This window comes from Nonomuraea roseoviolacea subsp. carminata (assembly GCF_024172185.1).
Lineage (GTDB): Bacteria > Actinomycetota > Actinomycetes > Streptosporangiales > Streptosporangiaceae > Nonomuraea > Nonomuraea roseoviolacea.
Genome location: NZ_JAMZEC010000001.1, coordinates 6,177,479 through 6,190,054, shown reverse-complemented (window position 1 = coordinate 6,190,054; position 12,576 = coordinate 6,177,479). Strand labels below are relative to the sequence as shown.

General features: G+C 72.3%; 12 protein-coding genes. 4 read left to right on the top strand and 8 right to left on the bottom strand.

Going from position 1 to position 12,576, the window contains the following annotated elements; translation table 11 throughout:
• Nucleotides 1-74 precede the first annotated feature (74 nt).
• Nucleotides 75-1,607 (top strand): long-chain-fatty-acid--CoA ligase, encoded by a 1,533-nt coding sequence (locus HD595_RS28695; RefSeq protein ID WP_253774324.1) that lies wholly within the window; start codon nt 75-77, stop codon nt 1,605-1,607.
• A gap of 24 nt (nt 1,608-1,631) precedes the next feature.
• On the opposite strand, the gene HD595_RS28690 is transcribed toward HD595_RS28695, so the two are convergent.
• Nucleotides 1,632-2,576: a phage baseplate protein gene (locus HD595_RS28690; RefSeq protein WP_253774322.1), complete on the bottom strand. Its 945-nt coding sequence runs from the start codon at nt 2,574-2,576 to the stop codon at nt 1,632-1,634.
• 90 nt (nt 2,577-2,666) lie between these two features.
• Between HD595_RS28690 and HD595_RS28685 the strand changes: the two genes are divergently transcribed.
• The gene (locus HD595_RS28685) at nt 2,667-3,053 is read left to right on the top strand and encodes an ACT domain-containing protein (protein ID WP_253774321.1); all 387 of its coding nucleotides are present in this window, start codon (nt 2,667-2,669) and stop codon (nt 3,051-3,053) included.
• A 7-nt stretch (nt 3,054-3,060) separates the two neighbouring features.
• On the opposite strand, the gene HD595_RS28680 is transcribed toward HD595_RS28685, so the two are convergent.
• The 5 genes from HD595_RS28680 to HD595_RS28660 all read right to left on the bottom strand — a co-directional run bounded on the left by HD595_RS28680 (nt 3,061) and on the right by HD595_RS28660 (nt 8,873).
• A complete protein-coding gene (locus tag HD595_RS28680; protein WP_253774319.1) occupies nt 3,061-3,501 on the bottom strand; it encodes a group II truncated hemoglobin in 441 nt (146 codons plus the stop codon).
• 76 nt (nt 3,502-3,577) lie between these two features.
• Nucleotides 3,578-4,837, bottom strand: a complete 1,260-nt coding sequence (locus HD595_RS28675; RefSeq protein ID WP_253774317.1) for an SAM-dependent methyltransferase — start codon at nt 4,835-4,837, stop codon at nt 3,578-3,580.
• Between the two features lie 4 nt (nt 4,838-4,841).
• Nucleotides 4,842-6,191 carry an FAD-binding oxidoreductase gene (locus HD595_RS28670; RefSeq protein WP_253774315.1) on the bottom strand — a complete coding sequence of 450 codons (1,350 nt, stop codon included), beginning with the start codon at nt 6,189-6,191 and terminating at the stop codon, nt 4,842-4,844.
• 148 nt (nt 6,192-6,339) lie between these two features.
• Nucleotides 6,340-7,323 (bottom strand): NAD(P)-dependent oxidoreductase, encoded by a 984-nt coding sequence (locus tag HD595_RS28665; RefSeq protein ID WP_253774313.1) that lies wholly within the window; start codon nt 7,321-7,323, stop codon nt 6,340-6,342.
• Nucleotides 7,320-8,873, bottom strand: a complete 1,554-nt coding sequence (locus tag HD595_RS28660) for a serine/threonine-protein kinase (protein ID WP_253774311.1) — start codon at nt 8,871-8,873, stop codon at nt 7,320-7,322. Before HD595_RS28660 ends, HD595_RS28665 begins: the two co-directional genes overlap by 4 nt.
• Nucleotides 8,874-9,034: 161 nt before the next feature.
• On the opposite strand from HD595_RS28660, the gene HD595_RS28655 reads away from it, so the two are divergent.
• Nucleotides 9,035-10,165 (top strand): CaiB/BaiF CoA transferase family protein, encoded by a 1,131-nt coding sequence (locus tag HD595_RS28655; protein ID WP_253774309.1) that lies wholly within the window; start codon nt 9,035-9,037, stop codon nt 10,163-10,165.
• Between the two features lie 17 nt (nt 10,166-10,182).
• Here HD595_RS28655 and HD595_RS28650 read toward each other — a convergent pair whose 3' ends face one another.
• Complete coding sequence (locus HD595_RS28650; protein WP_253774307.1) at nt 10,183-11,400, bottom strand: FAD-dependent monooxygenase; 1,218 nt, start codon at nt 11,398-11,400, stop codon at nt 10,183-10,185.
• A 90-nt stretch (nt 11,401-11,490) separates the two neighbouring features.
• On the opposite strand from HD595_RS28650, the gene HD595_RS28645 reads away from it, so the two are divergent.
• Nucleotides 11,491-12,048, top strand: coding sequence for a TetR/AcrR family transcriptional regulator (locus tag HD595_RS28645; protein ID WP_253774306.1), 558 nt, complete (start codon nt 11,491-11,493; stop codon nt 12,046-12,048).
• On the opposite strand, the gene HD595_RS28640 is transcribed toward HD595_RS28645, so the two are convergent.
• Complete coding sequence (locus tag HD595_RS28640; protein ID WP_175588099.1) at nt 12,045-12,497, bottom strand: GyrI-like domain-containing protein; 453 nt, start codon at nt 12,495-12,497, stop codon at nt 12,045-12,047. The two genes, HD595_RS28645 and HD595_RS28640, sit on opposite strands and share 4 nt — an antisense overlap.
• Between the last annotated feature and the right edge of the window lie 79 nt (nt 12,498-12,576).

Genomic DNA, 12,576 nt, shown 5'->3' with positions numbered 1-12,576 from the left:
ACCTACCGGTCGGTATGCCGTCCTGCGAAGATGGCGGCGAGGTCGCTGAGGCTGCGCAGAGGGAGGAAGGCGACATGCTCAACCTGTCCGTCGTGCTGGAGGACAGCGCCAGGAACAACCCGGACGGCGTCGCGGTCGTCTTCGGCGACATGCGCCTGCCGTACTCGATGGTGGACACGGTCGCCAACCAGGTCGCCAACCTGCTGGTGTCGCGCGGCGTCGGCCCGGGCGACAAGGTGGCGCTGGCCTGCCCCAACCTGCCGTACTTCCCGTTCGTCTACTACGGCATCCTCAAGGCCGGTGCCGCCGTCGTGCCGCTGAACGTGCTGCTCCAGCCGCGCGAGATCGCCTACCATCTCGACGACAGCGACGCCAAGGCGCTGTTCTGCTTCGAGGGCACGCCCGAGCTGCCGCTGGGCGAGCGCGGCCGGGCCGGTTTCGAGGCCGCCGAGGGGTGCGAGCACTTCTTCGTGCTGCCCGCCACGCCGCTGGCCACCGAGTCGGAGTACGGCGAGTCGTTCTGGGCGGCCCTGGACGGCATGCCCGGCACGTTCGAGACCGCGGCGACCGCCCCCGACGACACCGCGGTGATCCTCTACACCTCGGGCACCACCGGGCAGCCCAAGGGCGCCGAGCTGAGCCACCAGAACATGCTGATGAACACCCTGGTCTGCGACCAGATGTTCGAGCGCGACATCGAGCGTGACGTCTACCTCGCGGTGCTGCCGCTGTTCCACTCCTTCGGCCAGACGGTGGTCATGAACGTCGGCTTCCGGCGGCGCGCCGCCGTCGTGCTCATGCCGCGCTTCGAGCCGGGCGAGGCGCTGGAGCTGATGCGCCGCGAGGGCGTCACGTTCTTCGCGGGCGTGCCGACGATGTACTGGGCGCTGCTGACGAAGATCCACGCGGACGGCGGCGAGGCGCCGGCCACGCTCCGGACGGCGGTCGCGGGCGGCTCGTCCTCGCCGGTGGAGGTGCTGAAGGACTTCGAGCGCACCTTCGGCGTCCCGATCCTGGAGGGGTACGGCCTGTCGGAGACCTCGCCGGTGGCCAGCTTCAACCAGCCGGGCCGCCCCACCAAGCCGGGCACGGTCGGCACCCCGATCTGGGGGGTGGAGATGCGGCTCGTCGACGCCGAGTGGAAGACGGTCGAGGACGAGCCGGGCGAGATCGCGATCCGCGGCCACAACGTCATGAAGGGCTACTACGGCCGGCCCGAGGCGACGGCCGAGGTGCTGCGCGACGGCTGGTTCCGCACCGGCGACATCGCCACCCGCGACGCCGACGGCTACTACGCGATTATCGACCGGGCCAAGGACATGATCATCCGGGGCGGGTTCAACGTCTACCCGAGGGAGCTGGAGGAGGTGCTGCTGACGCACGAGGCGGTCTCGCTCGCCGCGGTCGTGGGGGTGCCCCACGACTCGCACGGCGAGGAGGTCAAGGCGTACGTCATCCGCACCCCCGGCGCGACGATCACCGAGGCCGAACTGGTGGCCTGGTGCAGGGAGAACATGGCGGGCTACAAGTACCCGCGCGTCGTGGAGTTCAGGGACGCCCTGCCCATGACGGCCACCGGCAAGATCCTCAAGCGTGAGCTGCGCTGACGACCCTCGTCACACAGCCGCCCCTCACACAAGGGCCGTCTTGTAGAAGATGCTCGCCTTCCTGGCCCCGGCGGCGCCCGAGGCCAGGCCGAGGCAGAGCCGGGGCCGGCCCGAGGCGATCTGGATCGCCATGCCCTCCGGCTCGCGGTAGTCCAGCGACTTGCCCGCCTGGGTCAGCGCCCGCTGCACCGTGCGCCCGGTACGCAGGTCGACGCAGGTGAGGTAGGTGTTGCCCGGAGCCGGGTTGGCCGGGCCGTAGGCGTCGCCGTCCAGCAGGTAGAGGTAGTCGCCGTGGGCCGCGTACCCCTGGAAGGTGCCGAGGCCGGCCGGCTGGGCGATGTCGCGCACGGGGGTCCGCGAGCCGGACCTGACGGCCTGGAGCGGGAAGACGGCGTAGCGGAAGCCGCCGTTCTTGCGGTAGCGCATGACGAGCCGGCCGGTGGTGGGGTCGATGGCGCAGGTGGTGCTGGTCGCGCCGGTGACGGGCGCGTACCGCGTCACGCCGCTCGACGTCGGGGTGATCGTCCGGCCGGAGGCGAAGGCGAACCTGGCGAGCCGGTTGCCCCAGGCGTTGGCCCCGTCGGCGACCGCGCCGGTCTCGGTCCACAGGTAGGCCGACCCGCCCGACGGCTCCACGCCGATCTGCACGCCGTGACCGAACCCCATGAGGTACATGTGCCCGAGCACCGCGCCGCCGAGGCTGAGCTTCGTCAGACACAGATGACCGGCTGCCGAGCTGCCGGCCCCGTTCTTGACCTGCACCGTGTAGATGTGGCCGTGGGCGTTGTCGAAGGCGAACGACTGCAGGACCGTCTCGTCGTACAGCGCCTTCTTCCAGATCAGGCCGGTGGCGGGCGCCGCCAGGTCGAACCGGCCCGCGGTCCCCGCCGTGGCCTCGGCGGCCCTGCCGCTCAGCAGCGCGGTGACGGCGGCCCCGGCGCCGCCCACGAGCAGCCCTCGCCTGGTCATGGACGATGACATCTCGGACAAAGGTCCTCCACAGCGATCGACAGGAGTCCAACACCCTAGCGGGTGATCTCGCCGTGGTAGACACGTGCCATGTCGTCACCCACCGCCCAGCGCCTCAGCGTCGTCCCGTCCGCCTTCGCCGTGGAGCACCTGCCCCACGCGACCTTCCCCGAGGACGACGAGTGGATCGCGCTGGTCCGCGCCCCCGAGGGGCTGACCGTCGTCCGCGAGGCCTGGCCGTCGGGCTCGGGCGAGCGCTGGATCGGCCTGTACGGCGCCGCCGGCGCGCACGACCTCGACGTCCCCGGCATGCTGGCGGCGGTCGTCGGGCCGCTGGCCGAGGCGGCGATCCCCGTCTTCGTCGCCTCGACCTTCCACGCCGACCTCGTCCTCGTGCCGGAGCCGAGGGCGGAGGAGGCGGTGGGCGTCCTCGAAGGCGCGGGGCATCGCGTGGACACCCGGCATCTGCGGTCGTGAACCCGCGCTAGGAGGGCCAGTCCCAGTGGGGCACCTCGCGCAGCGGGTGGAGCTGGTCGTCGGTCTCGGCGTGGGAGTTCTGGTAGGCCACCCGCGTGCCGAACTCGACGTGCTCCCGCAGCGCCTGGCGGAACGGCGCGTCGTCCGGCAGCCCGGCGTCGTCGGCCGCCGCCATGAACAGCTCGACGAAGCGCTGACGCTGCTCCTCGCGGATGCGCAGCCCCCGATGGGCATCGATGAGAGTGGGAAAGCCGCCCATCTCGCGGGTGAAGACGTCGGGGCCGCCGAACGTCTCGGCCGTGAAGGCCGTCAGGTGCGCGACGTGGTGCGGGCGGCCGGCGCCGAAGAGCGGCTGGAGCAGCGGGTCCTTCAGGACGCTGCCGTAGAAGAGGTCGACGAAGCGGTGGAGGGCCTGGTGCCCGCCGGCGTGCTCGTATAAGGAGACCATGATTACAGCATTACAAATGCACGCGGACACGTGAAGGGGCGCGAGGCGAAGCCGCCTCGCGCCCCTTCACCGCGGATCACGGCCAGTCGCGGGCCGGGCGGAGCGGCACGCCGGAGCGGCCGTCCTTGTCCAGCTTGACGCCCAGCACCTGGTGGAGCTGGACCTTGTTGCGCTCGAAGCCGACGATGCAGCCCGCCATGTACAGCGCCCACACCCGGGCGGTGCCCATGCCGACCTCCTCGACCGCGTCGGCCCAGTTGGCGTCGAGGTTGTCGCACCAGTGGCGCAGGGTCTTGGCGTAGTGCTCGCGCAGGTTCTCCTCGTGGCGGATCTCGAAGCCGAGGTCCTCCATCTGGCGGATCAGCCAGCCCACCGACTCCAGCTCGCCGTCGGGGAAGACGTAGCGGTTGATGAAGCCGCCCTTGTTGAACGTCTTCTCGGCGCCCGTGGGCCGGGTGATGCAGTGGTTGAGCAGCCGGCCGCCCGGCCTGAGCTTGCCGTACAGGAACGCGAAGTAGCCGGGGACGTTGGCCTTGCCGATGTGCTCGGTGAGGCCGATGGAGCTGACCGCGTCGAAGCCGCTCTCGGGGACGTCGCGGTAGTCCATGTGGCGGACCTCGCAGAGGTCCTGCAGGCCGGCCTCGGCGATGGCCCGCTGCGCATACTCCGCCTGCTGCTTGCTCAGCGTCACGCCGAGCGCCTTGACCCCGTAGTGCTTGGCGGCGTGCATGACCATGCCGCCCCAGCCGCAGCCGACGTCGAGCAGCCGCATGCCCGGCTTGAGGTCGAGCTTGCGCGCCACCAGGTCGAACTTGGCGTACTGCGCCTCCTCAAGGGTCGAGGAGTCGGTGGGGAAGACCGCGCAGGTATAGGCCATGGACGGGCCCAGCACCCACTCGTAGAAGCGGTTGGACACGTCGTAGTGGTGGTGGATGGCCTCGGCGTCGCGCTGCTTGGCGTGCCGGGAGCCCAGCCGGGCCAGCGTGCTCTGCCGCATCTCCTGCGGAGGCGGGGGCACGCGCATCAGCAACGGCTTGACGCCCAGCGACCGGACCGCGGCGATCTTCTCGGACGTGGTCAGGTCGTTGGTCGTGATGTTCCACATGCGGTCGAGCAGGGTGTACAGGTCGCCGTGGAGGTCGAGGTGCCCCGAGACGTAGGCCCTGGCCAGGCCGAGCTCGCCCGGCGCCTGCGCGAGGTAGGCCACCGCGATGGGCGACTTCACCTCAAGACAGAGGTCGGCGCCGTCCGGCCCCGCCTTGCTCCCGTCGTACGCCCGGAAGGCGACCTTCGCCTCCGAGCCGACGATCTTCTCGAAGATGCTTGCCAGAGCCATCTGCTCACCTTCCCCGCACACACTTGTCGTACAGGTCCAGCAGGCGCCCCTCCCGGTCGTATTCCCGTTTGACCGGCCAGTAGGCGCCGCCGTTGTACAGCTCCCAGAACTGCTCGCGGGCGTAGAAGGACGTCGAGTAGAGCGACTTGTGACCGTCGAGCTCGTGCACGTTGTGCTCGATGAGCCGGTTGTAGTAGCCGTCGAAGCGTCCCCGCGGCAGCGGGACCATCCCCCAGAAACCGAAGTTCACGTACAGCCGGCCGGGCTCCAGAGGGTAGAGCGGCCAGCGGGACGAGGCCCGCAGCGGGCACATCCACACCGGCGTCATGCCGACCTTGTCGTGGAAGAAGTCGAGGAACTCGGCGCCCCGCTCGACCGGCACCTCCACGTCCTGGATGACCGACTCCTGCACGGGCCGGCCGGCCCAGCGGTCGATCCGCGCCGTCACGCCGTGCTTGCGGTCGAGCGCGACGAGGCGGCGGTAGACGTCGGAGCGCATCCAGCGGCGCGGGATCAGCGAGCGCACGACCGGCTGCTGCACGCCGAAGGCGCGCGAGCACCAGAACCAGTCGGTGTCCCAGCGCCACAGGTAGTCGCGGACCGTCAGCCAGTCGCGCTGGCGGTTGCGGATCGACTGGTAGTAGATGCGCATGCCGGTGTAGTCGGAGACGTACGGGGCGCGCTCGGCGAAGCGGCCCAGCGTGATGTACATCTCCTGCGGGGAGAAGAACACGCCGTCGACGAAGTCGACGGGCTCTCCCTCGTGCTCCATGCGCTCGCAGATCTCCTGCATGGCGAGCATGCACTTGCCGGCGTCCGTGAACGGCAGGTGCGTGAGCCGCACGTACGGCTGGACCGGCTTGAGCCGGATCTTGATGCGCAGCGCGTAGCCGAGCGTGCCGTAGGAGTTCGGGAAGGCGCGGAACAGGTCGCGGTGCTCGTTGTCGTCGCGGGCCACGATGACGCGCCCGTCGCCGGTGAGGATCTCCAGTTCCTCGACCGACTCGTGCGGCAGCCCGTCGCGGAAGCTCGTGGACTCGATGCCGAGGCCGGTGACGGCCCCGCCCAGCGTGATGGTCTTGAGCTGCGGGACGACGGACGGCATGAGGCCGTGCGGCAGCGTGGCGTCGACCAGGTGCTCGTAGGTCGTCATGCCCTGGACCTCGGCCGTCATGGTCTCCGGGTCGACGCTGATGACCTCGTCCAGGTCGCGCGCGGACAGCTTGGCGGTCCTCCCGCCGTCGCGGAACCGGAAGAGGTTGGAGGTCGCCTTCGCCAGCCGGGGCGCCGCGCCACCGGGGATCTCCGCGTAGGACCGCCGGATCTGCTCTACTGCCCGTTGGTGTGTCGACATCGTCGTCGTCACCTAAGCACCCCCTTGAGCTGGTAGAGATCGTCCGTAAGAAGGTATCTCCCGGGCCTGAGGTCGAACAGACCGGGGTCGTTAAAGACTCGAAAACTGTTCATCGCGCCAGGTCGGCACGTGGGCTCGGACCTGGGGGCTATACGGAGAGTGACCGGCCCGGGCGGCGGCGGACGGCCGGGGAGACACCGTTCAGCACGTTCGTCACGGGGCGGCCGTCGAGGGCGGCGGCGAGGTTGGCCAGCACCGTCTCCAGCAGGCGGCCGGTGGACCCGGCGGTGACGCCGGCGACGTGCGGGGACAGCAGGACCCCGGGCAGCTCGCGCAGGGGGTCGTCGGCGGCCGGCGGCTCGGTCTCGAACACGTCGAGCGCGGCCCCGCCGAGGCGGCCGTCGCGCAGCGCGGCGGCCAGCGCCTCCTGGTCGACGACGCCGCCGCGCGCGGCGTTGACCAGCAGGGCGCCCGGCTTCATGCGGCGGGCGTCGATGACGCCGCGCGTCTCGTCGGCCAGCGCGACCACCACGACGAGCACGTCGGAGGACGACACCAGCGTCTCCAGGTCCAGGTGGCCGGGCTCGTCGCGGGGCGTGCGCGTCCAGTACGACACCTCGCAGCCGAACGCGCGGAACAGCCGGGCGCAGGCCGCGCCGATCGGGCCGAACCCGACGATCCCGACGCGCCTGCCGTTCAGCTCGCCGGGCTGGAGCGACTGCTGGGGCCAGCCGCCGGCGCGGACGGCGGCGTCGGCGTCGGCCAGCCGGCGCACCAGCGCGAGCGTGGCGGCCACGCACCACTCGGCGACCGCGGTGGCGCTGACGCCGGCGGTGTTGGCGAGGGGGACGCCGGCGGCGGCCAGCGCGGCCAGGTCGTGGCCGTCGACGCCGACCGACGGCTGCTGCACGAACGCCAGCCGGGGCGCCGCCGCGACGGCCTCGGCGTCGAGCGCCAGCTCCGCCGTCCAGTCGCCGACCACGATCTCGGCGTCGGGCAGGGCGGCCAGCAGCGCGGCGCGGTCACGGGAGGCGGGCACCCGGACGTCCACCCGGTCGCCGAGCGGGGCCATCAGGCCGCGCAGCGCGTCCTCGGGAAGCGGCGCCAGGGCGAGGAGGTTCCAGGGCGTCATGCCCCTACGGTAAAGCTGCCGATCACCTGCCGCATCAGCGTCGCGCTGCGCCGCCACTGGGCCTCGGCGACCGTCCAGGACAGGATGTACGAGGTGTCGCCGGCGACGACGGCCCGCCGCAGCTCCCGGTAGCGCACGCCCGGCCGGGCCCACGGCGTGTCCGTCCCGGGGCCGGCCGTGTAGACGAACTCGCACTCGACCGCCTTGACGCCCCGGTGCATGACGGACCGGCGGCCGGCGACGCGCAGGTCGGGGGCGCCCTGCCGGAGCAGCGTCTCGGCGTCGTCGATGAGCTGGGCGGCGCCGCGCTGGACGTAGACGGACTCGACGCCGAGGTGGGCGGCGCCGTCGCGGCGCGTCCACTCGGTGTAGGCCTCTTTGCGGGCGCCGCGCCACCCGTACGGGCGGGCGATCGTCCAGCCCTCGCGCGAGGTCCAGGTCCGCGTCAGGGGGGCGGTCCTGGTCGGCGACGGCGTGGGCGTGGCGCTGGGGGTGACGGCGGCGGGGAGCGTGGTCGCGGTGACCGTGGCCCGCGCGCTGGGCAGCGGGCTGGTGGCGGCGCGCTGCGCGATCGCGGAGGTGCCCTCGGCGGGCGGCACCAGGTTGAGGTAGGCGACCGTGCCGCCCGCGAGCACCAGCACCGCGGCCGCGGCGCCGGCCAGCAGCGTACGGCTGGAGCGGCGGCGGGGCGTGGTCTCGTCGGGCACGTCCATGTCGGCGCCCGCCGGGCGGGAGGCGATGACCTCGGCGAGCAGCCGGTCGGCCTCCTCGGCGGTCAGCCGCTCGTGCGGCTCCTTGCGGAGCAGCCCCTTGAGCACCGGGTGCATCGCCGGCGGGATGCGGCGGTAGTCGGGCTCCTCGGTGAGCAGGGCGTTGAGCGTGGCCATCGCGTCGCCCCGCTCGAACGGCGAGCGGCCCACGAGCGTGGCGTACAGCGTGGCGCCGAGCGACCACAGGTCGGAGGGCGGCCCGGCCTCGGCGGCGCGCACCCGCTCGGGCGCGAGGAAGCTCGGCGAGCCGGTGACCATGCCGGTCCGGGTCAGCGAGGAGTCGCCCTCGGCGGTGGCGATGCCGAAGTCGGTGAGCACGGCCCGGCCGTCGTCGCCGAGCAGGATGTTGCTCGGCTTGACGTCGCGGTGCAGGATCCCGGTCTCGTGCGCGGCGCGCAGGGCCGACAGCACCTGGCGGCCCACGTCGGCGGCCTGCCGGATGGGCAGCGCGCCCGTGGTGGCGACGACCTGCTCCACCGAGGGATGGCTGACCAGCTCCATGATGATCCAGGGGCGGCCGTCCTCCTCGACGACGTCGTAGACGGCGACGACCGACGGGTGGTTGAGCCGCGCCGCCGTACGGGCCTCGCGGGCCGTGCGCAGGAGGAGGTTCTCCTGTTCGGCGCGCGGCAGCCCGTCGGGCAGCAGCACTTCCTTGACCGCGATCTGCCGGTTGAGCAGCGTGTCGCGGCCTTCCCAGACGACCCCCATGCCACCGCGCCCCAGTTCGCGGAGTAACTGGTAACGCCTGGCGATCAGCGGCGTGCTATCCGAAACCATGTCCTACCCCTGTAGACCACCCGATCAGTGGGCAAGTTTCCCATACCTCTCCTTGCTTCGCCGGAAGGTCGCAAAGGTGGCTTGCGACAGCTCACCGAATGTTGTTCTACTGGGGTCCGGGCGGGGACCGGCCCGCGGCCCGCATCACCGAGGAGACGCCCATGTCCGAAGGCCGTCAGGGACCGCTCGCCGGCGTGCGCGTGCTGGAGCTCGCCGGGCTCGCGCCCGGGCCGTTCGCCGGCATGATGCTCGCCGACCACGGGGCCGAGGTGCTGCGGATCGACCGCGTCGCCGCCGTCTCGGCGGTCCCGCGCTCCGACGTCATGGACCGCGGCAAGCGCACGATCGGGCTGGACCTCAAGGCGCCCGAGGGCGTGGCCGCGTTCAAGGAGCTGGCCCGCGGCGCCGACGCGGTCATCGAGGTGTTCCGGCCCGGGGTCGCGGAGCGGCTCGGCATCGGCCCGGCCGACCTGCACGCCGTCAACGAGCGGCTGGTCTACGGCCGGATGACCGGCTGGGGTCAGGACGGCCCCCTCGCCGCCACCGCCGGGCACGACATCGACTACATCGCCATCGCGGGCGTGCTGTCGCAGCTCGGCCGCGCCGGCCAGCCGCCGACGCCGCCGGTCAACATCCTCGGCGACTTCGCCGGCGGCGGCCTCATGCTCGCCTACGGCATCCTGCTCGCCCTGGTCGAGCGGCAGCGCACCGGCCTGGGCCGGGTCATCGACGCCGCCATGGTGGACGGGGCCGCGCTGCTGTTCGCGATGTTCTACAACGCGGCGCAGAGCGGCGGCTGGGGGCCGCGCGGCACCAACCTGCTCGACACCGGCGCCCCCATGTACGACACGTACGAGACCGCCGACGGGGGCCACCTCGCGGTGGGGCCGCTGGAGCCGAAGTTCTGGGACGAGCTGCTGACGCGCATGGGCCTGGCCGGCGACCCCGGCCTGCCCGACCGCGGCGACCGGGCCCAGTGGCCCGCGCTGAAGGCCCGGCTGGCCGAGGAGTTCCGGAAGCGGACGCGGGCGGAGTGGGAGGCGGTCTTCGACGGGTCGGACGCGTGCGTGGCGCCGGTGCTGTCCATGGCGGAGGCGGCCCGGCATCCGCACAACGTGGCGCGGGGCTCGTTCACCGAGGTGGGCGGGGTCGTGCAGCCCGTGCCCGCGCCGCGCCTGCTCGGCGCGCCGGAGCCGGACCTGTCGCCGGCCACGCGCCTGGAGGACCTGTCGTCGTGGGGCATCCCGGCCGAGACCGCCGCCAAGCTGCGCGCCCAGGGAGTGCTGGCCTGACCTCCCGCCGGTGATCCCTAGCGCGGGACCGTCTCGTACGCGCGGTAGTCCTTCAGCGCGATCGAGTCGTGCAGGCGCACCCCCTTGGCGGCGAGCTTGCTCGCGGCGCGGCTGAGCCCGCTCGGCAGCCGGCCGACCAGCCAGGCGGTCCCGGCGAGCAGCCCGAGGTCGAGCGCGGTGCCCGGGAGGAGCCGCCTGGCGGCGTTGAGCGCGAACGAGCGGCTGCGGCGCACGTAGTCGCCCATCGCCGCCTCGTAGGCCGGGAAGGCCCGCGCGTGGTCGCCGCCCGCCGCGGCCAGCTCGCCCGCCAGCACGTATGCGCCGACCACGGCCAGGCTCGTGCTGCCGCCGACCGCGGGGCCCGGGCAGTGGCCGGCGTCGCCGACGAGCGCCACCCGGCCACGGGTCCAGGTGTCCAGGGTGAGCTGGGTGATCGAGTCGAAGTAGAAGGCCGAGGCCCGGTCGGCCTCGTCCAGCAGGCGCGGCACCTCCCACCCCAGGCCGGCGAACCGCTCGCGCAGCAGCTCCTTCTGCCGCGCGGTGTCGCGGTGGTGGTAGTCGAGCGGCCCGGGGGTCCTGAACAGGAACAGCGCCCGGGCGCCGTCCAGGTGCGCCGCGCTGTACAGGCCCGCCATGCGGCCGATGCCGGTGATGCCCTCCATGCGGCCGTCGAGCCCGCGGTAGTTCGGGACGGTGGCGACGGCGAGGTAGGCGCCGATCCACCGGGTGTGGGCGGACTCGGGACCGAAGACGAGCCGGCGGACGTTGGAGTGCAGGCCGTCGGCGCCGACGACCAGGTCGAAGCGCCGGGCCTCGCCGCGCTCGAACGTGACGAGCCCGTCCTCGCCGACGGAGGTGATGGAGTCGTCGAAGACGTACTCGACGTCGTCGCGGGTGGCGTCGTAGAAGACCTCGCTGAGGTCGTCGCGCATGATCTCGACGTGCCGGTCGGAGACGGTCGCGACGATCTTGCGCATGTCCAGTTCGACGGGGCGCCCACGGCCCTCGATGTACATGGTGATGTGCTCGGTGCCGGTCCTGCGGGCGGTGACCGGCCCGATCAGGCCCATTCTCTCCACGATGTCCATGGCCGGCCGGAACAGGTCCACGGCGTGGCCGCCGGTCTTGCGCAGCGCGGGGGCGCGCTCGACGACGGTGACCTCGAAGCCGTGACGGCGCAGCCAGTACGCCAGGACGGGTCCGGCGACGCTGGCGCCGGAGATGAGTACATGCATGGCGAACCTCCTTACTTAACGGATGGTAAGTGCCGTCGCCACGGCCGCACAAGTACTTACTTAACGATAGGTAAGGGATAGGCTTGGAGCATGGCGAAGCCGACCGACACGCGCGCCCGCATCCTCGCCGTCGCCCGGGAGCTGTTCGTCCGGCAGGGCGTGCGGGAGACCAGCCTGCGGGAGATCGCCGACCGCCTCGGCATCACCAAGCCGGCGCTCTACTACCACTTCGCCTCACGCGAGGACCTGGTGCGCAGCATCGTCGAGCCGATGATGGACGGCATGGAGCGCTTCGTGGCCGGGCGTGAGCCGCGCGACGGGGCCGAGCCCGCGGCGCACGACCCGCGCGCGCTGCTCGGCGACTACTTCGACCTGGCCTGGGAGCACCGCGACGTGCTCGTCATGGTGATCCGCGAGCTGCCCGTCCTGGCCCCGCTGGAGCTGGGCGAGCGCATGTTCTCCTGGCGGCGGCGGCTCATCCTGCTGCTGCTCGGGCCCGACCCGGCGCCCGCCGCCCAGATCGCCGCGACGGTGGCGCTGGGCGGCATGTCCGACTGCGCGGTCGAGTACGCGCACCTGCCGCTGGAGCAGGTCAAGGGTCCGGCGGTCGAGGCCGCCGTCGCGGCCCTGACCGCCGTCACGGCCTAGACGGCGATGTGCAGGTCGGCCCCGCCAGGGTGGTGGACCTCCAGGTCCGTCGTGAACGCCCGGGCCGGGGCCGCGCCCGACTCGGTGTGCGCCCACACCCGCTGCCACGCCTCCACGATGGCCTGCGGCATCTGCCCGCGCGCCTCGAACAGCAGCGTCTTGGCCGCCGGCACGCGCACCGCCACCATGCCCTCGGGCAGCCGCACCACCGTGCGCACCCCGGTGCCGACGATCTGCGTGTAGGCGCCGTTGTGGTCGCTCTCGTAGTCGGTGAGCACGGCGTACAGGTTCTCGTCGATCCGTCCCGGCACGTGCGCGAACGCCCCCGGCGCGCCGGCCCGCCGCCACAGCGCCGGCAGCTTCGCCCTCGACGGGTCCATCTCGTCGGCGTTCGTGGTGCGGATGGCGTAGCCGACGACGATCAGCTCGTCGCGGTCCGTGATCTCCACTGGGCCCCTCCTCCCCCTCGGGTGTCCGGGCCGATCATAAGCCCCTCAGAACGGGGAAAACCCCTGAATAGGCCTGTCA

Excerpts from the sequence above, each read along its gene's own strand:
- HD595_RS28675 (WP_253774317.1), bottom strand. The coding sequence starts at position 4,837 with ATGGCTCTGGCAAGCATCTTCGAGAAGATCGTCGGCTCGGAGGCGAAG.
- HD595_RS28665 (WP_253774313.1), bottom strand. The coding sequence starts at position 7,323 with ATGACGCCCTGGAACCTCCTCGCCCTGGCGCCGCTTCCCGAGGACGCG.
- HD595_RS28655 (WP_253774309.1), top strand. The coding sequence starts at position 9,035 with ATGTCCGAAGGCCGTCAGGGACCGCTCGCCGGCGTGCGCGTGCTGGAG.
- HD595_RS28650 (WP_253774307.1), bottom strand. The coding sequence starts at position 11,400 with ATGCATGTACTCATCTCCGGCGCCAGCGTCGCCGGACCCGTCCTGGCG.
- HD595_RS28685 (WP_253774321.1), top strand. The coding sequence starts at position 2,667 with ATGTCGTCACCCACCGCCCAGCGCCTCAGCGTCGTCCCGTCCGCCTTC.
- HD595_RS28670 (WP_253774315.1), bottom strand. The coding sequence starts at position 6,191 with ATGTCGACACACCAACGGGCAGTAGAGCAGATCCGGCGGTCCTACGCG.
- HD595_RS28680 (WP_253774319.1), bottom strand. The coding sequence starts at position 3,501 with ATGGTCTCCTTATACGAGCACGCCGGCGGGCACCAGGCCCTCCACCGC.
- HD595_RS28690 (WP_253774322.1), bottom strand. The coding sequence starts at position 2,576 with ATGACCAGGCGAGGGCTGCTCGTGGGCGGCGCCGGGGCCGCCGTCACC.
- HD595_RS28645 (WP_253774306.1), top strand. The coding sequence starts at position 11,491 with ATGGCGAAGCCGACCGACACGCGCGCCCGCATCCTCGCCGTCGCCCGG.
- HD595_RS28695 (WP_253774324.1), top strand. The coding sequence starts at position 75 with ATGCTCAACCTGTCCGTCGTGCTGGAGGACAGCGCCAGGAACAACCCG.
- HD595_RS28660 (WP_253774311.1), bottom strand. The coding sequence starts at position 8,873 with ATGGTTTCGGATAGCACGCCGCTGATCGCCAGGCGTTACCAGTTACTC.